The sequence below is a fragment of the Saccharomonospora glauca K62 genome, from assembly GCF_000243395.2.
GTDB lineage: Bacteria > Actinomycetota > Actinomycetes > Mycobacteriales > Pseudonocardiaceae > Saccharomonospora > Saccharomonospora glauca.
In genome coordinates, this window is record NZ_CM001484.1 from 2,661,188 (window position 1) to 2,680,471 (window position 19,284).

General features: G+C 71.1%; 20 protein-coding genes. 8 read left to right on the forward strand and 12 right to left on the reverse strand.

Features of this window, described 5'->3' with window-relative positions; translation table 11 throughout:
* The first annotated feature begins 89 nt into the window (after positions 1-89).
* Complete coding sequence (locus SACGLDRAFT_RS12445) at positions 90-854, forward strand: SDR family NAD(P)-dependent oxidoreductase (protein ID WP_005465060.1); 765 nt, start codon at positions 90-92, stop codon at positions 852-854.
* A gap of 11 nt (positions 855-865) precedes the next feature.
* Here the strand turns inward: SACGLDRAFT_RS12445 and SACGLDRAFT_RS12450 are convergent, their stop codons facing one another.
* Positions 866-1,285, reverse strand: coding sequence for an OsmC family protein (locus SACGLDRAFT_RS12450; protein ID WP_005465062.1), 420 nt, complete (start codon positions 1,283-1,285; stop codon positions 866-868).
* Between the two features lie 29 nt (positions 1,286-1,314).
* Positions 1,315-3,057: a pyruvate dehydrogenase gene (locus tag SACGLDRAFT_RS12455; RefSeq protein WP_005465064.1), complete on the reverse strand. Its 1,743-nt coding sequence runs from the start codon at positions 3,055-3,057 to the stop codon at positions 1,315-1,317.
* Between the two features lie 518 nt (positions 3,058-3,575).
* Between SACGLDRAFT_RS12455 and SACGLDRAFT_RS12460 the strand changes: the two genes are divergently transcribed.
* Positions 3,576-4,580 carry a hypothetical protein gene (locus tag SACGLDRAFT_RS12460; RefSeq protein WP_157608802.1) on the forward strand — a complete coding sequence of 335 codons (1,005 nt, stop codon included), beginning with the start codon at positions 3,576-3,578 and terminating at the stop codon, positions 4,578-4,580.
* 13 nt (positions 4,581-4,593) lie between these two features.
* Here the strand turns inward: SACGLDRAFT_RS12460 and SACGLDRAFT_RS12465 are convergent, their stop codons facing one another.
* Positions 4,594-5,304, reverse strand: a complete 711-nt coding sequence (locus SACGLDRAFT_RS12465; protein WP_005465068.1) for an MBL fold metallo-hydrolase — start codon at positions 5,302-5,304, stop codon at positions 4,594-4,596.
* Positions 5,305-5,410: 106 nt separating this feature from the next.
* Between SACGLDRAFT_RS12465 and SACGLDRAFT_RS12470 the strand changes: the two genes are divergently transcribed.
* Positions 5,411-6,154, forward strand: a complete 744-nt coding sequence (locus SACGLDRAFT_RS12470; protein WP_005465070.1) for an SDR family NAD(P)-dependent oxidoreductase — start codon at positions 5,411-5,413, stop codon at positions 6,152-6,154.
* 58 nt (positions 6,155-6,212) lie between these two features.
* Here the strand turns inward: SACGLDRAFT_RS12470 and SACGLDRAFT_RS12475 are convergent, their stop codons facing one another.
* A complete protein-coding gene (locus tag SACGLDRAFT_RS12475; RefSeq protein WP_005465072.1) occupies positions 6,213-7,196 on the reverse strand; it encodes an Acg family FMN-binding oxidoreductase in 984 nt (327 codons plus the stop codon).
* A 151-nt stretch (positions 7,197-7,347) separates the two neighbouring features.
* Between SACGLDRAFT_RS12475 and SACGLDRAFT_RS12480 the strand changes: the two genes are divergently transcribed.
* Positions 7,348-8,010: a response regulator gene (locus tag SACGLDRAFT_RS12480; protein ID WP_005465074.1), complete on the forward strand. Its 663-nt coding sequence runs from the start codon at positions 7,348-7,350 to the stop codon at positions 8,008-8,010.
* On the opposite strand, the gene SACGLDRAFT_RS12485 is transcribed toward SACGLDRAFT_RS12480, so the two are convergent.
* From SACGLDRAFT_RS12485 to SACGLDRAFT_RS12495, 3 genes are read right to left on the reverse strand one after another with little or no spacing between them, the layout of a single operon-like run.
* Positions 8,007-9,740: a sensor histidine kinase gene (locus tag SACGLDRAFT_RS12485; protein ID WP_005465076.1), complete on the reverse strand. Its 1,734-nt coding sequence runs from the start codon at positions 9,738-9,740 to the stop codon at positions 8,007-8,009. The two genes, SACGLDRAFT_RS12480 and SACGLDRAFT_RS12485, sit on opposite strands and share 4 nt — an antisense overlap.
* A gap of 57 nt (positions 9,741-9,797) precedes the next feature.
* Positions 9,798-10,565 (reverse strand): hypothetical protein, encoded by a 768-nt coding sequence (locus SACGLDRAFT_RS12490; protein ID WP_005465086.1) that lies wholly within the window; start codon positions 10,563-10,565, stop codon positions 9,798-9,800.
* Positions 10,562-11,563 carry an Acg family FMN-binding oxidoreductase gene (locus SACGLDRAFT_RS12495; protein WP_005465089.1) on the reverse strand — a complete coding sequence of 334 codons (1,002 nt, stop codon included), beginning with the start codon at positions 11,561-11,563 and terminating at the stop codon, positions 10,562-10,564. The genes SACGLDRAFT_RS12490 and SACGLDRAFT_RS12495 overlap by 4 nt, the downstream gene beginning before the upstream one ends.
* A 137-nt stretch (positions 11,564-11,700) precedes the next feature.
* Between SACGLDRAFT_RS12495 and SACGLDRAFT_RS12500 the strand changes: the two genes are divergently transcribed.
* On the forward strand, positions 11,701-12,150 hold the full coding sequence (locus SACGLDRAFT_RS12500; protein WP_005465091.1) for a universal stress protein: 450 nt from the start codon (positions 11,701-11,703) through the stop codon (positions 12,148-12,150).
* Positions 12,151-12,170: 20 nt separating this feature from the next.
* Here the strand turns inward: SACGLDRAFT_RS12500 and SACGLDRAFT_RS12505 are convergent, their stop codons facing one another.
* From SACGLDRAFT_RS12505 to SACGLDRAFT_RS12515, 3 genes are read right to left on the reverse strand one after another with little or no spacing between them, the layout of a single operon-like run.
* Positions 12,171-12,776, reverse strand: coding sequence for a CBS domain-containing protein (locus SACGLDRAFT_RS12505; RefSeq protein ID WP_005465093.1), 606 nt, complete (start codon positions 12,774-12,776; stop codon positions 12,171-12,173).
* Positions 12,777-13,658, reverse strand: coding sequence for a universal stress protein (locus tag SACGLDRAFT_RS12510; protein ID WP_005465095.1), 882 nt, complete (start codon positions 13,656-13,658; stop codon positions 12,777-12,779).
* On the reverse strand, positions 13,655-14,590 hold the full coding sequence (locus tag SACGLDRAFT_RS12515) for a universal stress protein (protein ID WP_005465097.1): 936 nt from the start codon (positions 14,588-14,590) through the stop codon (positions 13,655-13,657). The genes SACGLDRAFT_RS12510 and SACGLDRAFT_RS12515 overlap by 4 nt, the downstream gene beginning before the upstream one ends.
* 328 nt (positions 14,591-14,918) lie before the next feature.
* Between SACGLDRAFT_RS12515 and SACGLDRAFT_RS12520 the strand changes: the two genes are divergently transcribed.
* Entirely contained in the window at positions 14,919-15,647 is a 729-nt protein-coding gene (locus SACGLDRAFT_RS12520) for a site-2 protease family protein (RefSeq protein ID WP_005465099.1), read from the forward strand.
* An 87-nt stretch (positions 15,648-15,734) separates the two neighbouring features.
* Positions 15,735-16,649 (forward strand): universal stress protein, encoded by a 915-nt coding sequence (locus SACGLDRAFT_RS12525; protein ID WP_005465101.1) that lies wholly within the window; start codon positions 15,735-15,737, stop codon positions 16,647-16,649.
* Here the strand turns inward: SACGLDRAFT_RS12525 and SACGLDRAFT_RS12530 are convergent, their stop codons facing one another.
* Together SACGLDRAFT_RS12530 and SACGLDRAFT_RS12535 are read right to left on the reverse strand one after the other, a co-directional pair.
* Positions 16,650-17,636 carry a DUF3048 domain-containing protein gene (locus SACGLDRAFT_RS12530; protein WP_005465103.1) on the reverse strand — a complete coding sequence of 329 codons (987 nt, stop codon included), beginning with the start codon at positions 17,634-17,636 and terminating at the stop codon, positions 16,650-16,652.
* Positions 17,637-17,641: 5 nt separating this feature from the next.
* Positions 17,642-18,676 carry a zinc-binding alcohol dehydrogenase family protein gene (locus tag SACGLDRAFT_RS12535; protein WP_005465104.1) on the reverse strand — a complete coding sequence of 345 codons (1,035 nt, stop codon included), beginning with the start codon at positions 18,674-18,676 and terminating at the stop codon, positions 17,642-17,644.
* 156 nt (positions 18,677-18,832) lie between these two features.
* On the opposite strand from SACGLDRAFT_RS12535, the gene SACGLDRAFT_RS12540 reads away from it, so the two are divergent.
* Entirely contained in the window at positions 18,833-19,258 is a 426-nt protein-coding gene (locus tag SACGLDRAFT_RS12540) for an Hsp20/alpha crystallin family protein (protein ID WP_005465105.1), read from the forward strand.
* Positions 19,259-19,284: the final 26 nt, after the last annotated feature.

A 19,284-nucleotide genomic window follows, 5' to 3' on the forward strand; every position in this document is an offset into this window, starting at 1 on the left:
CTCGCCTCGGGGTCTTAGGTCCCACAGTCGACTCGCCCCGCCCGCTGCGGGACGATCAGCGGGACACGCCACCTACCCGAGGGAGTCTCATGAACGAATGGGGACTGCAAGGTCGCAGCGTGATCGTGACCGGCGCCGGATCGGGCATCGGGAGGGCCACTGCGCGCCGCTTCGCCGTGCTGGGCGCCCGCGTGCTGGTCAACGACCTGCACGAGAAGGCCGCCGCCGACACGGTCGACGAGTTGGTGGACACCGGAGCCGAGGCCGTCGCCGTCGCGGGCGACGTGAGTTCCCGGAACGTGGTCACCGAGCTCGCGCGGACGGCGGTCGACCGGTTCGGCGCGATCGACGTGCTCGTCAACAACGCGGGCGTCACCGACAACTTCTCCGCCGTCGCCGACGTGACCGACGACGAGTGGGAACGCCTACTGCGGATCAACCTCACCGCGCCGTTTTTGATGGCCAGGGAAGTGCTGCCGTACATGCTCAAGGCCGGCCGAGGCGCCATCGTCAACGTCACCTCGCAGGCCGGGCTCCGGGGGAGCGCCGCGGGCGCCGCCTACACCGCCTCGAAGCACGGGCTCGTCGGGCTCACCAAGTCGCTAGCGGTGACGTACCGCGACAAGGGCATCCGGTGCAACGCCGTCGCGCCGGGAGGCACGGCCACCTCCATCTCGGTGCAGCCGGACCCGAAGGCGTTGGGCCCGACGGCGATCATGCGCCACCTGGGCAACATGGGTCGCATCGCGGAGGCCTCCGAGCAGGCGGCCGTCATCACCTTCCTGGCCTCCGACCTCGCGAGCGACGTCAACGGCGTCGTCCTTCCCGTGGACGACGGCTGGTCGGCGGTGTGACTCGTCGACTCCTACTCGACGACCATGCGGACGGGCGTGCCGCGCTCGATCGTGCGGCTCACGGTGCAGAGCTTGTCGTGCGACAAGGTCACCGTGCGGGGCAGGATCGCGCGAGCGGCGTCGCCTCGCTCCCCCTCGGGGAACCTCACCGTGAACGTGACGGTGAGGTTCTCCATCCGGTTGCCGGACTCGTTGTCCGACACCTTGTCGCCACTCACGGTCACGGTGAACTCATCGGGTTCGGTGCGCCTGCTGGTGGCCACGTCGGTGTCGATCGCGGTGCAGCCGCCGATCGCGGCGAGCAACAGCTCCACCGGGCTGAACTCGTCATCGGCGGTGCCGAACCGCAGGCTGGCACCCCGCTCGTTGTAGGCGACGTAGCGCCCCTCGGCCTCGCGTTCGACGCGCACGGACCTGTGAGATGTCGTCATGGCGTCGAACCTACCGCCACGATCACCCGTCAGGGCCTGGGGATGTTGCGGAGGTTGGACCGGGCGAGCTGGATCATGCGCCCCACCCCGCCCTGCAGCACCATCTTGCTGGTCGCCAGGGCGAAACCGGTGAGCTGTTGGCCGGTAATGCGGGGCGGGATGGACAGCGCGTTGGGATCGGTGACCACGTCCAGCAACGCGGGCCCGTTGTGGTCGAGGATCTCGCGAAGTCCCCTGCGCACGTCCTTGGGGTCCTCGATCCGCACGCCGTGCACCCCGGCCGCTCGGGCGATCGCCGCGTAGTCGGTGTCGGGGTAGGTGGTGGCGTGCGGGGGCAGGCCCGCCACGAGCATCTCCAGGTCGACCATGCTCAGCGACGAGTTGTTGAACAGGACGATCTTCACCGGAAGTCCGTAGTGGACGATGGTGAGGATGTCACCCATGAGCATGGAGAACCCGCCGTCGCCCGCCATGGCGATCACCTGCCGCGAGGTGTCGGGAAGTTGGGCTCCGATGGCCTGCGGCATGGCGTTCGCCATCGAACCGTGCGTGTACGAACCGATCATCCGACGGCGTCCGTTGGGGCTGAGGTAGCGGGCGGCCCAGACGTTGCACATGCCGGTGTCCACCGTGAACACCGCGTCGTCGGAGGCCTCCTCGTCCAGGATGGAGGCGACGTACTCGGGATGGATCGGTTTGTGTCGCTCCACGTCGGTGGTGTAGGCGGAGACGACGTTCTCCAGCATGTCGGCGTGCTTGCGCAGCATCCGGTCGAGGAACCGACGATCGGTCTTGCGAGCCACGCGCGGCGTGAGCGACCGCAGCGTCTCCTTCACGTCGCCGCACACGCCGTGGTCGAGCCGGGAGCGTCTGCCGAGCGCCTCCGGCCGGGTGTCGACCTGTGCGATCCGCACGTCGTCGGGCAAGAACGGCCGGTACGGGAAGTCGGTTCCGAGCAGGATCAGAAGGTCGCACTCGTGCATCGCCTCGTAGGCGGCCCCGTAGCCGAGCAGGCCCGACATTCCCACGTCGAACGGGTTGTCGTACTGGATCCACTCCTTGCCGCGCAACGCGTGCCCGACCGGGGCGAGCACCTTGCCGGCGAACTCCATCACCTCGTCGTGGGCGTCGGCGACGCCGCGGCCGCAGAACAGCGTCACCCGCTGCGCCTCGTCGACCATCTGGGCGAGGCGGTCGAGTTCCTCCTCCCCCGGCCGTACGGTCGGCCCCCCGAAGGGGATCGCCATCTCGGTTCGACGACGTGGGAGGTCCTGCCCCGCGACGTCGCCGGGGACCACGAGCACCGACACGCCGCCTCGGCCGATCGCGGTCTGGATGGCGATCCGGGCGACCTGCGGCATCTGGTCGGGCGTCGAGATCATCTCGGAGTAGTAGCTGCACTCCTCGAACAACCGGTCGGGGTGGGTCTCCTGGAAGTACGACGTGCCGATGTCCTCGCTCGGGATGTGGGCGGCGATCGCCACCACGGGGGCCGAGCTGCGGTGCGCGTCGTACAGCCCGTTGATCAGGTGGAGGTTGCCGGGACCGCAACTGCCCGCGCACGCGGTGAGCCTGCCGGTGATCTGGGCCTCGGCTCCCGCGGCGAACGCGGCGACCTCCTCGTGCCGCACCTGCACCCACTCGATCTTGGGGTTTCGCCGAACGGCGTCGGTGACCGGGTTGAGACTGTCGCCCACGACGCCGTAGACGCGCTGCACCCCGGCCTGCACCAGCATGTCCACCAGTTGCTCGGCCACCGTCTGGTTGGCCATGCGCACTCCCCTCTCGGCCGACACCCGTTCCGCCGGTAAGTAGCCCCTTCCTCCGGACGTGAAACGTGGAAACCGAACAACGCCGCCGTCGGCTCACCCCGGCGGCGTCACCTGTTGAGCCGATTGTGCGCGAACAAAAACAGTCAGTAATGTCGGATCGGAGGATCGGATTACCACGCGTACAGGGGTGAGCCGTGCGGATTTCCGATGTCCTGAAAGCACTGAGAACTCCGGGAATTCTGACGGTTCACCCCGTCTCCCCGCTCGAGGAAGAATTTCCCCGGAACGGAACCGGGAAAAGCAAGGCACGCGCCCCGCAAGACTTCAGCTCGGAAACCTGCGTGTCTCCCGTGGAGATCCTCCACGAACTGAGTGTGGCCACGAGCTTCTTCACCCGAACCCCGTTCGCCGACGCGGAACAGCTCTGGAGAAATCTGCGCCATTGCGGAATGCTCGGAACCTATCGTAAACCCCGGAACCCTCGCGAATACCTCGTTCTTGCCAACTCCGCGAGCGACGTGGTGTACTATTACAAGGCCACACAGTCCGAGCGACTGGGAATCGGCCTCGCGATCGTCGTCGCCAAGCGAAGACTTCATAAACGGTACCCGGACCACGTTTTCCACGCGGTCGACGCGGAGTTCTTCCTGAACTCCGAATATGCCGGAAGAATCGGCAGTCGTCTCCGAGGAGACGGAACCGGCGGCAGACCCGATTACTTCCTCGTCGGAGGAAACCGGGCGGGAACCAGCGCCGAGGTGTTCGTCCTGGAGTGCAAGGGAACGCACGGAGGTTTCGGGACAGTCGGCAAGCAGCTGACCAAGGCGCGTAGGCAGGTGAAGTCCGTCGAACTCGGCAACCGGGCCCCCGGATCACTCACGGTGGCGTCTCAATTCGCGAAGTCCGGGGTCACGGCCCACGTCCTCGGCGCGCCGGGATCGGGCAACCTCTGGTCGGGCAGCACGAGCGCATTCCACGCGCTTCTCGACAGGGAGCCCGAGAGGGGCGAGCTGGTTCTGCGGAGCCCCACCGGCGACGAGAACTCGTCCGAGCCTCCGAGGATCGTGCACGTACCGGAGGACCACCGCACCTGGTTCCTTCAGGTGTTGACGCGGTTCGCGGCCGCCTCCGCCCTGCGGTTCGCCGGCGACATGGCGACGGCAAAGCAATACACCTCCCCGCGGGACGACGCTCCGAGACAGCTCTCCCTCTTCGACGAACAGCTGAGCCGAGAGCCGTCTCCCGAGGCCTCCTTGGACACCTTCACGCTTCCCGACGGCACGACCTTCGAGGGCAGGCTCTACACCGTCTCCCTCCCCCACCGGAAGGTCCTGCGAGTGCGCTGTGGTCTGGAGAGCCGCCTCTACCATGCGCTACGGGACGGACAGCTCGCTCGCTACTGGCAGCACGCTCGCAAGGTGCACGGGCGGCTTTCCGGCGAGCGGGGCCGCTGGGCCTCCGACGACGGCGTGATCTCCGTGGGCCCCGGAGGGACGATCATGACGATCGACGTCGCCGCCTGAAGCCACGAGCTCCTCAGCCACCGAAGAGCGTGCGCCACTCCTCCAGGGACCGGGGGCGGAAGACGACGTTGTCCCGGCGCACGTTCGACAACGACGCCGAGGGCTCGGCCGAGTACCAGTGCCCCGGATAGACCACCGGGTCGCCCGGCAGGTTCGCCAACCAGCGCAGGCTGCGGTACATCGCGTCGACGTCCCCGCCCGGCAGGTCGGTACGGCCGCAGCCGTCGAGAAACAGCGTGTCACCCGCCACGAGCGCGCCGTCGAGCAGGAAGCACTGGCTGCCCGGCGTGTGTCCCGGCGTGTGCAGCAGGCGGATGGAGATGGAACCCACGTCGAGGCGGTCGTCGTGGTCGTGGGCGACGAGGTCGGTCTTCGACACGCCCGTGGTGCGGCGTACCCACTCCAGTTCGGCGGAGGCGACGTGGATCGGCACCTGGACCCGTCCCAGCAGCTCGGCCACGCCCGGCAGGGAGAAGCCGAGGAGATCACCGCCGACGTGGTCGGGGTGGTGGTGTGTCGCGAGCACGCCCACGAACCGCATGTCGTCGTCCGAGAGCACGCCGAGCAGGTCGTCGATCGCGTAGGCGGGGTCCACCACCACGGCCTCGCGGGTCTCGCGGTCACCGATCAGGTAGGTGAAGTTGCGCATCTGGGTGGCCACGGGGTCGCCGACGGCGAAGTCCCGCCCGGACAGCAGTTGCCGGAAGTACAAGCGCTCGGACATGCGTCCGCATCGTAGTCCCCGGCCGTACGGCAACTGCGGACACGCGTGCATGAGGTGAGGACACGCGTGCACAAGCTGCGGACACGGCTGCGGCAGGATAGCCCGCATGGACGGGACAGTGGTGGTACTGGGTGGGCGCAGCGAGATCGGGACGGCCGTGGCCACGCGGTTGGCTCGGCTGGGCGCGCGCTCGTTCGTGCTCGCCGCCCGGCGCAGCACGGATCTCGACGCCGAGGAAGCCGCGTTGCGGGACGCGGGGGCCGAGGCGGTGACGCGCATGGAGTTCGACGCCGACGATCTCGCCTCGCACGGACAGCTCCTGGGCGACATCGTCGCCGAGCACGGCCCCATCTCCGTGGTGGTGACGGCGTTCGGCGTGCTGGGGGACCAGGCTCGGGCCGAACGCGACGCCGCCCACGCCGTGTCCATCGTGCACACCGACTACACCGCGCACGTCAGCGTGCTGACCCACGCCGCGAACCTGCTTCGCGCACAAGGACACGGAACGCTCGTGGTGTTCTCCTCGGTGGCGGGCGTGCGCGTGCGCCGCGCCAACTACGTCTACGGCTCCGCGAAGGCGGGGCTCGACGGCTTCGCCTCCGGGCTCGCCGACGCCCTGCACGGCAGTGGGGTGCGGCTACTGCTGGTGCGACCCGGTTTCGTCGTCGGCCGGATGACCCGTGGGATGAAGCCCGCGCCGTTCTCCAGCACTCCCGAGCAGGTCGCCGACGCCACCATGGCGGCGCTGCGCTCGGGCCGCCACACCGTGTGGGTGCCCGCCGTGCTGCGGCCGGTGTTCGCGTTGATGCGGCTGCTGCCCCGCCCGATCTGGCGGCGACTTCCCCGCTGAGCGGTTACCACCCGCGCGGTTACCACCCGCGATCCGGGCACGCCGAACTCGCTCCCCGTCACTCGCGGGGCGCGAGCAGTTCGTTCTCGTGCCGGCGTGGGCTCTGCGGCACCGTTCCGGACGGTCTGCCAACCCGCATGAGCAGCTGCGGGTGTCCGCCCAGCGACAACCGCTCGCCGAAACGTCGCCGTGCCTTCGTCAGGTGCAGCGGGTGCGTCTGTACGGCCGCCACGAAACCGCGCTCCACGGCGGCGAGCCACACCCGCTGCATGGCCATGCCGGTACGCACGTGTGCCTCCCTGCCGTCGTCGGCGGTGGCGAACACCAGCACGGTCTCCTCGGCGATCCGATCGGCCAGCACCTGGCGGTGGGGCAACGTGGTCTGGGGGCGCACCAGCCCCGCCCACGGCAGGGAGGACGACGGGGACGCGCTGCCCGCGATGCCGACGCCGTGCACGCGGGAGCGTTCGTCCCGGATCGTCCAGATCGCCAACTCCCGCTGGTAACCGCGGTCCTGTTTCAACACGATTCCGGCGTATTCCAGCAGGTCCGCCAGCACCTCGACCTCTCCCCTGCCCCGGAGGGGACGGACGTGCACGCTCTCCTCGCCCGTCTCCGCGAGGAGATGGTTCACCTCGTCGTCGGACAGCGCCGGGCCCGCGAAGGGTCTGCGGTAGCTGCGGCGCCGGGAGATGGCGGAGTAGCGGTGCAGCTCGGCCTCGCACGGCTGGTGGGTGTCCACGACGGCCAGGCGGGCCACGCGGTCGGCGTCGGTGCCGTCCGGCAACAGGCGCACCCGCGGTTCCAGCGACAGTATCCGGGCGGCGATCTCCAGGTTCGCCACGGCCGCGCCACACGAGATCGAGCGGTCCCGCCCGTGCGGGTCGTGGTACGGCAGGGCCAGATCGGCGCGTTCGAACAGCACCGCCTCCCCGTCGGGGAACTCCAACCGCCAGGGTTGGATGTTGTGCACCGAGGGCGCGCGGACGACGGCCCTGGCGAGCACGTCGGTCTCACCGACCGACCACTCGCGCTTCGTCATGGTTCGGCAGTTCCCGCTCGCGGGCACGGGGGCATGGGTCGAAAAGCCCACCCGTGGGGGTCGAACGGCCCTGCGAGCGATCCGTCGAAGCCCCCTCCATGGGTGAGGTCGCTGCCCTGCGGTGGCGGCCGGGGAGGCTTACCCTGCCGAAATGACCATCAGCGTCTTCCTCGTCGACGACCACGAGATCGTTCGCCGCGGCCTCGCCGATCTGTTGGAGGGCGAACCGGACATGCGGATCGCGGGCGAGGCGGCGTCGGTGGGCGAGGCCCTCACGCGCATTCCGGGTTCCGGCGCCGACGTCGCCGTGCTCGACGTACGGCTGCCCGACGGCAACGGCGTGGAGCTGTGCCGGGAGCTGCTGTCGCGGACCGAGGGGCTGAAGTGCTTGATGCTGACCTCCTACCACGACGACGAGGCACTGCTCAACGCGATCATGGCGGGCGCGTCGGGGTTCGTGCTCAAGCAGGTACTGGGTTCCGACCTCGTCTCGGCCGTGCGCACGGTCGGTTCCGGCGGGTCGCTGCTGGACAGCAAGACGACCTCGGCGCTTATGAACCGGCTCCGCAAGGAGCGGGAGGACGCCGACCCGGTGGCCGAGTTGTCCGAGCAGGAGCGAGCGGTGTTCGAGTTGATCGGTGAGGGCCTGACCAACCGGGAGATCGCCGCGCGCCTCTTCCTCGCCGAGAAGACCGTGAAGAACTACGTCTCACGGCTGCTGGGCAAGCTCGGCATGCGGCGCCGCACGCAGGCCGCCGTCCTCGCCACCGAGCTGCGCAAGCAGAATTCGCCCCGTCCGCCGAACCTCGGCTAGAGCGGAACGCGCCACAGCACGCACGTTCCTCCGCCGGGCTCGTCCAACAGGCGGAGTTCACCGCCGCACTGGCGGGCTCGTTTGTCCAAATTGTCCAGGCCGCTGCGTTTGGCGTCCTCGGGTATCCCCACGCCGTTGTCGGCGACCTCGATCACCAGTTGCCGTTCGGACGCCTCCACCACGATGCGCACCGCGTCGGCGCCCGAGTGCCGGAGCGCGTTGCTCAACGCCTCCCGGAGCACGGCCTCGGCGTGCTCGGCCACGTGGGGCGGGACGAGGGTGTCGACCGTGCCCGTCAGTTTCACGGTGGGCGCGACCTCGGACTCGGTGGTGAGTCGCTCCACGATGTCGAGCAGCCGGCGGCGCAGGCTGGCTTCCTCGGGATTGTCGGAGGTGTGTAGGTCGAAGATCGAGGTGCGGATCTCCCGCACCGTGTCGTCGAGCTGCTCCACGGCCTGTTCCACCCGCAGTCGCACGTGGTCGTCGCCGATCCGGCGCAGGGTTCCCTGCAAGCTCATGCCGGTGGCGAACAGGCGTTGGATCACGTGGTCGTGCAGGTCCTGGGCGATGCGGTCGCGTTCGGCCAGCAGGTCGAGCAACCGTTGGCTGCGTTGCTTGTCGGCGAACTCCAGGGCGACGGCCGCCTGGTCGGCCAGTGACGTGAGCATCGGCAGGTCCTCCCGCGCGAACGCCGGAGCTCCCTTGGCACGTGCGGTGACGAGCGCTCCCCCGGTGCCCGCCGCGCCGACGAGCGGCAGCACGGCGCCGGGCCCCAGGCCCGCCGAGCCGACTCCCGGTTGGTCGGGCAGTGCCGAGGCCAGGGCGGGGAACAGGCGTGGCGTGCTCTCCCTCATGACCTGCGCGACGGGCGAGTCGCCACGGGTGTCCACGGTCAGGTCGGCGAGCGCGGACCAGGACGGTCCGGCGGACACGTGCACCGACACGTCGTCGGCCGCCTCGTCACGGGCCAGGAGGATGAACGCGAGGTCGGCGTCGGCGAGTTCACACACCCGTCGCACGACGAGTTCGAGTGTCGCCTCCACCGACGCGCCGTCCAGCAGTTGCCCGTTGATGTCGGCCACGGCGCCCAGCCACCGTTCCCGTGTCCGGGACTGCTCGAACAGGCGCGCGTTGTCCACGGCGACGCCCGCGGCCGCGGCGAGTGTCTGCAACACCACCTCGTCGTCGGAGGTGAACTCGGCGCCGCCGCGTTTCTCGGTGAGGTAGAGGTTGCCGAACACCTCGTCGCGCACCCGCACGGGGACCCCGAGGAAGCTGTGCATCGGCGGGTGGTGCTCGGGAAAACCCACCGAGGCGGGATGCTGCGACAGGTCGGCGAGCCGCACCGGTCGCGGCTCCCTGGTCAGCAGCCCGAGCAGCCCCTTGCCCTCGGGCAGGTGGGGCATCTTCGCCCTGGTCTCCTCGGAGATGCCCACGTACACGAACTCGGCGAGTCCACCGTCGTCGTCGAGCACGCCCAGGGCTCCGTAACGGGCGTCGACGAGGTCGACGGCCGCCTGCACGATGCGTTGCAACGTCGAGTCCAGTTCGAGTCCGGAGGCCACCGCGAGCACCGCGTCCAGCAGCCCCTGGAGGCGGTCCCGTGTCCTGACGATCTCACCGATGCGGTCCCGCACCTCGTGCAGCAGCTCGTCCAGCCGCAATCCGGCCAGTGCCCGTGTCCCCGAGCGGTCGCCGGCGCGGTCGTCCGCGGGCTCCTCCACTGCCATCGGTCTCTCCGATCGAAAGCCGTCCTCGCCCGTCCGTATTCCCTGCCGAGGCGGAGCTCAAGCGGATGCGGGACGTGGGTGGCCGAGCACGAGCAGCGACTGCGGACTGCCGTCCACGCCGGTGTAGCGGATCATGCGCTGGCGGAACTCGCGCATCTCGAACGGCTCCACCACCGGATGCGCGGCCAGCCCGAAGGTGGTGGCCGGGAGCCAGGCCCGTTGCAGCGCGACGCCCGCGACGAGTTGGCCGCGCCTGCCGTCGGTGGCGGTGAGCACGAGCAGGCCCGCCTCCAGCCCACGTTTGCGGTGCGCGGCCACGACAGCCGCCACGGGGACGACCTTCACGTCGGCCGTCGACGCCGCGCGCACGATCGCGTCGCACACGGCGGGGTCCAGCTCCTCCGGATCGCGGGGGTCGAGCGGCGTGTGGTGCCGGTGGCGTTCGAACACCGCGCGGAACTGGCCGATGTCGACCGGCGAGGGCCGGTGCCGCCGGTTCGCCACCACGGTGGCCACCAGTTCGGCCCGCTCCGGATCGCCGAAGAGCACCACCTCCGGGGCCCAACCGAGGACCCGCACGGCACACACCACGACCGTCAGCGCGCAACCACACGCGATGACACCGTTGCGGTTGGCCCCGACGTGTCCCCGCAGCGGTGCGGGCAGGTTCTCCGCGATCTCGACCCGGTGACCGTGCACCCGGACCGTCCAGGGTTCGGCGAGACCACAGCGGTGAGCGTGAGCCACGGCGCGGGAGAGCACACCCTTCTCCTGCTCGGACCACGTGTGGCCTTCGAGCGAGAGAACGGGTGGCTCCGCCGTCACGGCTTCCGGTCCTCCCGTCCGTCGAGCACCACGTCGTCGAGGTCGCGACGCGGGGTGGGAGCGCCCGGAGGACCGTAGCCGAGTCGCAACGCCGCCTGCGGGTGGTAGACCCCGCCCAGGAGCGTGCGCAGCTCGGCGCGGACGTGGGGCACTTCGAGGGGTTGGGAGAGGAACGAGGCCCGGACTCCGGAGGCGGTGGCGGTGAGCAACACCCTTTGGAGCGCCTGCCCGGCCCTGACCGCGTCGCGTCGGGTGTCCCCCGGAGTGGTGAGCACCGCGACGAGGGGCTGCCGTTCGAACTCGCGGGCCGCCTTGCCCTCGCTCCCACCGAAGTCGCGGAGTGCCAGGGCGGTCTCGTCCGTCGCCCTCGGTCCGCCCGCGGACAACGGCACCCCGTCGAGCCGCTCACCCTGGTGGGTCCACTCGGCCAGTTCGGCGGCGAACTCCGGGTCGTGGCGTTGCGTGTGCTCGGCCCTTCGCACCAGGGCGGCGAACGCGTCGAACGGAGCGGGGTCGGCGAGCAACACCAGCCTGGCACCCTCGTCCATCGCCGCGCGTATCAGCGCGTGCCGCACCGCCGAGGGCACCGGCGTCTCCTCGAATGGCCGGCGGTTGGTGTGGCGCGCGTCGATCGCCTCGGCCAGCCGCGCGTCGGCGGCGGAGGGCGCTCTGCCGATGCCGAGTCGCAACGTGGCGAGCAGCTCGGGACGCCGCCGGTCCGGCAACACCGACACCGCGCAGGCCAGACCACCTCGCGCGAGCGCGAGCCGGATGTTGAGCACGGCCGCGCCACACGACAGGACCGCCTCCCTGCCGTCGGGGTCGCACACCGGCAGCACGCGGCCGTCGTCGAGCAGGACGTCGATCTCGCCGGGGCGCGTGACGAACATCCAGGGCTGGGTGTTGTGCGGCGAGGGCGCCCGAGTGCCCGCCCGCAGTGCCTCCGCGACGGTCGCGTCCAGGGTGTCGGCGACCGTGCCGGTCCCGGTGTCGGTCATGGCCTTGAGTGTGGCGGTCCGTGACCCGTCGTGACAGCGGCGCTCGTCCTGCTCCGGCAGGGTCTTTGGTCCCGGAGTCGGATCATTCGGGACCTCCGGCCCTTCGCCGGGGCGTCCGGCGCGGCGATGGTGGGGGCATGCCCGGTGACACGCCGACCGGCGGCACGATCGTGGTCGGCATCGACGGTTCTCCCGCGTCGAGGCAGGCGCTGCGCTGGGCGTGTTTCCAGGCGGAGATCACGGAGGCGAGCGTGCTCGCGATGTCGGTCAGGGAGGAGTCGGAGCTTTTGCCGGGCTCGGAGTTCGCGCTGCGGCAGCGCGGCGCGTGGCGCGACGACGACGCCGTGCGGGCCGCCCTGCACCGGGACGTCGGCATGGTCGCCACGTCGGCTCCCGTGCGCGAACTCGTCGTCACCGGGGAGCCCGCGGACGAGCTGCTGGCCGCGGCTGCGGACGCCGATCTCCTGGTGCTGGGCGCGCACGGATACCGAGCGCTGAGCACCACCCCGTTGGGTGGGGTGGCCACCGAGTGCGTCCGGCGCGCGGTGTGCCCGCTGGTGCTGGTGCCCGCCGCCCCGGCCCGGTAGGCGGGGCGGGCCCGGAGGCGTCAGTCGGGGTCGCGCTCGCGGTGGCGGACCGTCGCCCGGACCACTCCGGGCACCGACTCGGCGAGCACCGTGGCGACGTGTCGGTCGGTGGTGTCGTCGTGGTCGTCCTCGATCGTCACCGTGCCGCCCTCGACCGTGACGCTCCACCGATCGGGACCGCCGTAGATCATCAGCCGACGCCGGACGTCCCTGGCGATGTCGGCGTCGTCGCGTGACAACGCGCGCACGACGTCGCTTCGGGTCACGATGCCGACCAGCTTCGTCCCCGCGAGCACCGGCACCGCCCGGTGGTGTCCCTCCAACAGCGTGCTCACCAAATCGGCCACGTCCTCGCTCTGCTGGGTGCATGTGGGCGAGGGCGTCATCACCTCGGCCACCGTCCCGGGCGGGGGTTCCGCCGAGTATCCGGAGCGGTGGCGTGCGTCGCGCGGCACCCGCCCGGCCATGACGTCCGCCTCGGTGACGATCCCGACCACCTGGTCGGCGTCGTCGACCACGGGCAGGGCCGTGAAGCCGTGCTCGGTGAGCAGCCGGGTCACCCGCTTCACGGGGTCGTCCGGCGAAGCGGTGACCACGGGGCTGGTCATGATGTCCTTGGCACGCATCTACTCTCCCGCAGCCGACCGAACCACGGCGACGGCGCAGGGCGCGTGGACCACGAGCGCCCGGCTGGTGGAGCCGAGCAGCATGCCCTTGAACCCACTGCGGCCCCGGCTGCCCACCACGAGCAGCCGAGCGCGCTCGCCGTACTCCAACAACGTGCGCACGGGCCGCCCCCTCACGACGACGAGTTCGACCGCGACGTCCGGGTATGCGTCCCGCAGCGGAGCGACCTGTTCGGTGAGGGCGGCGCGTTCCGCTTCCTCGATCTCGTGGGGGTCGACCTTGAGCGGATAGCGGGGCACGGACTCGTCGAGGAAGATGCCGCGCCAGGTCCGCACCACCGTCAGCGACGCGCGTCGGTCGGCGGCCTCGGCGAACGCGAACCGCAACGCCGCCGTGCTGGACTCCGAACCGTCCACCCCCACCACGACCGGCGCGTCCGGGGACACCGACCGTCGCTGTCCGCGCACCACGATCACGGGTGAGTGGCCGTGCGCCGTCAGCCCCACCGCCACCGAGCCGACCAGCATGCCCGTGAACCCACCGAGCCCGCGGGAACCGAGCACGGTCATGCGGGCCCGCCTCGATTCCCCGACGAGTACGGGCACCGGTTCGCCCTCGACGAGTTCGGTCTCCACGCGGAGGTCGGAAGCCACCTTCCCGACCTCCTCCCTCGCCTCGTCGAGCCACTTCGTGCCCTGGTGACGCATGCCTTCCCGGAGCTGGGGGAAGGTCGCGGCGAACGCCGGATAGCCGTGTTCGGGCACGACGTAGGCGTGGACGAGCCGCAGGGTGTCGCCGTGGGCGGAGGCTTCCTCGGCGGCCCAGCGAGCGGCGTCCACGGCGGAGCGAGACCCGTCGATCCCCGCGACGATCAGGCTCATGACCTCGTCCTCTCCCGACGTCGAGTGCGGCCCGACTGGGTCCGGGCTCCGGTGCGGCCCGGCACCACGAGCAACGGGCACGGCGCGGCCCGTGCCAACGCGTGGCTCGTCGACCCGAGCAACCGGCCGCTCAGTTCTCGGTGACCGGTGCTGCCGACGACGAGGAGCTGCGCCGCCTCGGCGTGGTGCAACAGGGCCGGAGTCGGGTCGTCGCGGGTCACCACGCGCTCGACCTCGACCTCGGGGTAGCGCTCCCGCATGCCCGCCAGACGCTCCGCGAGCGTGACGGCCTCCGCGTTCTCGCCCTCTCCCCACGGCCCGCCACCGTGATGGAACAGACCGCGGTGGGCGTGCCCGGCGGAGTGCACGGCGACCAGTGGCGCGCCTCGCAAGGAGGCTTCCTCGTAGGCGACGACGACGGCCTCCACGCTGGTGGGCGATCCGTCGACTCCCACCACGACGGGACCGTGTCCCGGCGGATTCTCGGCGTCCCCCGGCCAGCGCACCACGGCGACGGGACATGGCGCGCGTCCCATGAGGGCCGTGGCCACCGGGCCGAGCCTGCCACCGTGTTCCGGGGCGTCGTGTCCGCCGATGACCACGCAGGCCGCGTGCCGAGCGTGCTCGGCCAGCACCGAGGGGGCGCTGCCGAGGGCGAGTTCGGTGCCGACCTCCTCGGGGCCTCCCGCGCGGTCGGCCACCGACCGCGCCCGGTCGAGCCACTCGCGGCCCTCGCCCTCCAGCTTCACGAAGTGGTCGGGCGGCAGCCCGATCCCCGTGCCGTAGGGCGTGGGCGGCTCCAACGCGGCCACGAGCAGCAACGGTTTGTGCCGCCGGGTCGCTGTCGCCGCCGCCCAGGCGGTGGCTCGCAGCGCTGGTGTCGAACCGTCCACTCCCACCACGAGACCCGCGGTGGTCTCCGCACTCGTCATCCGGCAGCTCCCTCTCCGCCTTCCTTCGGTGACCAGGGTGACGGCCGAGGACGCGGCCGGACAGGGGTCGAAAGCCCCCGGCCGAGGGGGAATCGGCCCGAAAGGCGACCGCCGGGGCACCGTTGCCCCGGCACCGGGGTCGTTCGGCCCTGCCCCCGGACCCCGCCGCGCGGTGATGCTCGGAAGGTGCCGAGGACGACGAGGAACTCGACATGCCCCCCGTGCCGGACGACGAGGTCGGACGTGTCGGGAGGACCCCGCCGCGTCGCGGACGCGGCACCCCTCACCACGTGCGGCGATCGGGGAAGGCCGATCCGGGAGGATCGTGATGGCGTGCCGTCGTCTGGGTAATGCCGGTGGAGTGCGGTTCGACGTGCACGCCTCCGCCCTCGTGGCCGTGGTGGTGCTGACGTCGGTGCTGGCGTTGGGACTGCTTCCGGTCACAGCGCCGGACCAACCCGTCGCCCTGTACTGGCTCGGCGGTCTCGTCGTGGCGCTCGGGTTCTTCGCCTCCGTGGTGCTGCACGAACTCGCCCACGCGGTGGCGGCCCGGCGGTACGGGGTGAGCACCCACCGGGTGGTGCTGGGGTTGCCGGGCGGCACGGCCGAGCGGGAGGCTCCCCCGCCGAGTCCCCGCACCGACGTCGTGATCGCCGTGGCGGGTCCCGTGGCCAGCGCGGGCGCGGGTCTCGGGTGTTGGGGGCTCGCGCTCACCGTCGAGCCGCTGCTGTCCCCGACGGCGTTGGCCGTGCTGCTGTGGCTGGGTCTGGCGAACCTCGTCTTCTGCGTGTTCACCTTGCTGCCGGGAGCCCCGCTGGACGGCGGGCGATTGGTGCGGGCCGCGGTGTGGTCCCGTACCCGTGACCGGGAACGGGCCGAGCGGGTGGCCCGCCGGTGCGGGAGCGCGCTCGGCGCCACGCTCATGGCGTGCGGCGCGGCGGCGGTCATCCTCTTCGGACAATTCGTGGCGATCTGGCTCGCCGTGGCGGGATGGCTGCTGCTCAGTGCTCGGGCAGTGGGGAGCACCTCGGGGGGCGAGGACACCGTCACCCCGTAGTCGACTCGTCCGGGAAGACGCGTCCGTGGCGGGGCGGCCTCGAAAAACCCTAGGCTCGAAACACGGTCCGCGGACGAGGGAGGGCGAATGAGCCGTCCGTACAGCGACAACTCGCCGATCGTGGTCGGTGTCGACGACTCGGAGGCCGCCATGCGCGCCGTGCGCTGGGCAGCCCTGACCGCGGCGAAGCACCACGTGCCGTTGCGGCTCGTCCACGCCTCCGGGCTCAGCGACCCCTATCTCATCGGTTTCACCGTGCCCCCGCCCGAGGCGTTCAAGGAGGAGCTCCGGGAGCGGCAGCGACGGGCGTTGCGCACCGCGGAGGAGATCGCCACCCAGGTGGGCGCCCCGACGGTGGAGGCGCGGTTCGAGACCGACGCGGCGATTCCCTTCCTGCTGCACGCCTCCCGTACGGCACGGATGGTGGTGGTCGGCTCGTCCGGGCGGACGGGGCTCGCGGGGCTGATGGTCGGCTCGACCACCTTGGCCCTGGTCTCCCACGGTCATTGCCCCGTGGTCTCGGTGCGCCGGGATTATCCCGACGCCGTCGCCGAGGACACGCGCCCGATCGTGGTCGGGGTGGACGGCAGCCCGCTGAGCGTCCGGGCGATCGGTCACGCGTTCGCGGAGGCGTCGGTCCGCAACGTCGACCTGATCGCCGTGCACACCTGGAGCGACACCACCACGGCGCTGTTGGAGGAACGGCGCATGTTCGAGGACTGGGAGCCCATCCACGAGTACGAGACCCGTGTGCTCGCCGAACGTCTCGCCGGTTGGCAGGAGCAGTACCCGGACGTGCACGTGGAGCGGGAGGTCGTGAAGGACCGGCCGCGCCACGAGCTTTTGGAACACAGCAAGGCGGCGCAACTGGTCGTGGTGGGAAGCCGGGGCCGGGGAGGGTTCCGGGGCATGCTGCTGGGCTCCACCAGTCAGGCGCTCATCCACCACGCGTCGTGTCCCGTCATGGTCGTGCGCCCGGAGCGGCACGCCGCCCGGAGTTGATCAGCGCGGCAGGAGCAGCACCCATACCGGTCCGTCGGCGAGCGGCAGCGGTTGTCCGGACTCGGTGGTGAACCGGGTGCCGTCGGTGGCCGAGGGGCGGGACCACGTGCCGTCGAACGACCTTCCCTCGCGCAGCACGGTGACCGGTCCGGTGCCGACGCTGCGGACCACGGGCGACGGCGAACCGCTCGCGTCGCGCACGCTCGTGCCCTCGGCGAGGTCCACCCGCTGTACCACCACGCTGGCGGCACCGACCTCGCCCGCGCCCACCGACGTCACCGGGGTTCCGTTCAACGTCACCAGCCAGCGTCCCGTCTCCGACGACCAGGTGAACCCGTATTCGTCCCGCTCGAAGGCGACGGTGTGGTCGCTTACCTGCCTGCCGCCGGTGGGCACCTCGCCTCGCGGCAACACCCCGGTGGGCGCGGGGCCCGCGCCCCTGGGCAGGAGCGCGGGTCGCGCGTAGAGGTTGTGCGGGGCGGTCCTGGCCGGGTCGCGGTAGAAACCGTCGGGGTCGTCCCGTGGCCGTACGAGCCTGGCGGTGGAACCGGTGAGAACGGGTTCGATCTCGGGCGCGGCGCCGGAGAACACGAGTGCCGGGTCGCCGTACTGGGCGAGCAGTTCGACATCGGACTCCCGCGCGCTCCGCACCGGTCCGGTGACGTCGGGCGGCTGTGTCGAGTAGACGGCGGCCAGCCGGGTGAACCCGCCCTCCACCGGCTCGACGTAGACGACATCGGCGGCGTCGAGCCCGCTCTGCGGACGCGCGGCGGGGACGTTGTCGATCTTCACCACGGTGAGCGGGACCTCGGCCGGCGGTGGGGCGACGGCCTCGGGGCCGGGTTCGCGCGAAGCGGTCCCCGGTGGGGAGGGAGTCGGCCCTCCGGGGTCGTCGCCGGACACCAGCAGCCACGTCACGACTCCCACCACGGCGCAGAGCAGGACGGCGAGCGCCACCACGGGCCCTCGCCGGAATCGGATCGGCATCCGGCTCACCCCCTCGCGGCGGACAGGTCCGGCCGGAGCACGGCCGCGCCGACGACCCGGCCCGCGGCGAGGTCGGCGAGGGCACAGTCCGCCTCGTCCAGGGCATAGGGGGTGGTGGAGACCCGCAGTCGGTGTCGTCCGGCGAGTCGCAGGAACTCACGGGCGTCGTCGCGGGTGTTCGCGGTGACGCTGCGAAGCTGTCGTTCCTCGAACAGGTGGGCGCGATAGTTCAGCGGCGGGACGTCGGTCAGGTGGATCCCGGCGATGGCGAGCGTTGCGCCCCGGTCGAGGGCGGTGAGGGCGACCGGGACGAGTTCCCCGGCGGGAGCGAACAGCACGGCCGCGTCGAGTGGTTCGGGGGGCGGGTCGGCGGCGCCCCGCACCGACGCGGCGCCGAGGTCGGTGGCGAGCTCCCGAGCCGCCGAGCCGCGTGTCATCACGTGCACTCGCGCTCCCTCGGCTATGGCCACCTGGGTGGTCAGGTGGGCGCTGCCGCCGAAGCCGTACACGCCGAGGCGGCCGCCGGGAGGCAATTCGGCACGGCGCAGCGCGCGGTAGCCGATGATGCCCGCACAGAGCAGTGGCGCGAGGTCGGTGTCGGAGTACCCGGACGGCAGCGGCAACGCGTAGTCCGCGGGCACGGTGACGTAGTCGGCGTAGCCGCCGTCGGCGTCCCACCCCGTGTAGTGCGAGTCCGGGCACAGATTCTCGGCGCCGCGCACGCAGTAGCGGCACGTCCCGCACGTGTTCCGCAACCAGGGCACACCCACCTTCTCCCCCGGCGGGAACTCCGCCGCGGTGTCCTCGCCGACGCCCTCGCCGATCTCCTCGACCACGCCGACCACCTCGTGACCCGGAACCACGGCGGGCCGATGCACGGGCAGGTCTCCTTCGCTGACGTGCAGGTCGGTGCGGCAGACCCCGCAGGCGAGCACTCGGACGAGCAACTCGCCCGGCGCGGGCCGGGGGATCGGCTCGTCGTGCTGTGTCAGGGGCCCGGAGGTGATCGGACCCGGCCGCGTCACGCGCCATGCCCGCATGGCTGTCTCCTCGCTCGGCAGGGTCGTCTCCCAGCGTGCGCGCGCGGGCGGTGGACAGCGAAGGGACTTAGGTCCCTCGGCGCGGCGTGCGGAGGACTCTCGCCCGACGCGCCCCGGTGGAGCTGCGATGGGGGAAAACCGTCGGAAGGGAACCTCATGAGTCAGCTCGAACGCTCCCACGGCCACTCTCTGATCCCCGACTTCCGCGACCTGATCGAGATGCTGCCCACGATGGGCGGGCTGCGCCCGGCTCTGGACCTGCACAGCATCCGCATCGAGGACCGCATCGAGGGCAACACCTACGTGCTCCGGGCCGAGCTGCCGGGGATCGATGTGGACAAGGACCTCACCATCACCGTCCACAACGGTTTGTTGACCATCGAGGCGGAACGCTCGGAGGAGCAGTCCGAAGGCGGTCGGTCCGAGTTCCGTTACGGTTCCTTCGCGCGCACGGTGGCGCTACCGACCGGCGCGCGGGAGGACGCCATCGACGCCTCCTACGACGACGGCATCCTCACCATCAAGGTCGAGTTGAGCAAGCCGGAGGAGAACAGGCGGCAGATCCGCGTGCGACACGACTGAGTCCGGCGTGATCCCGGCACGGGGAG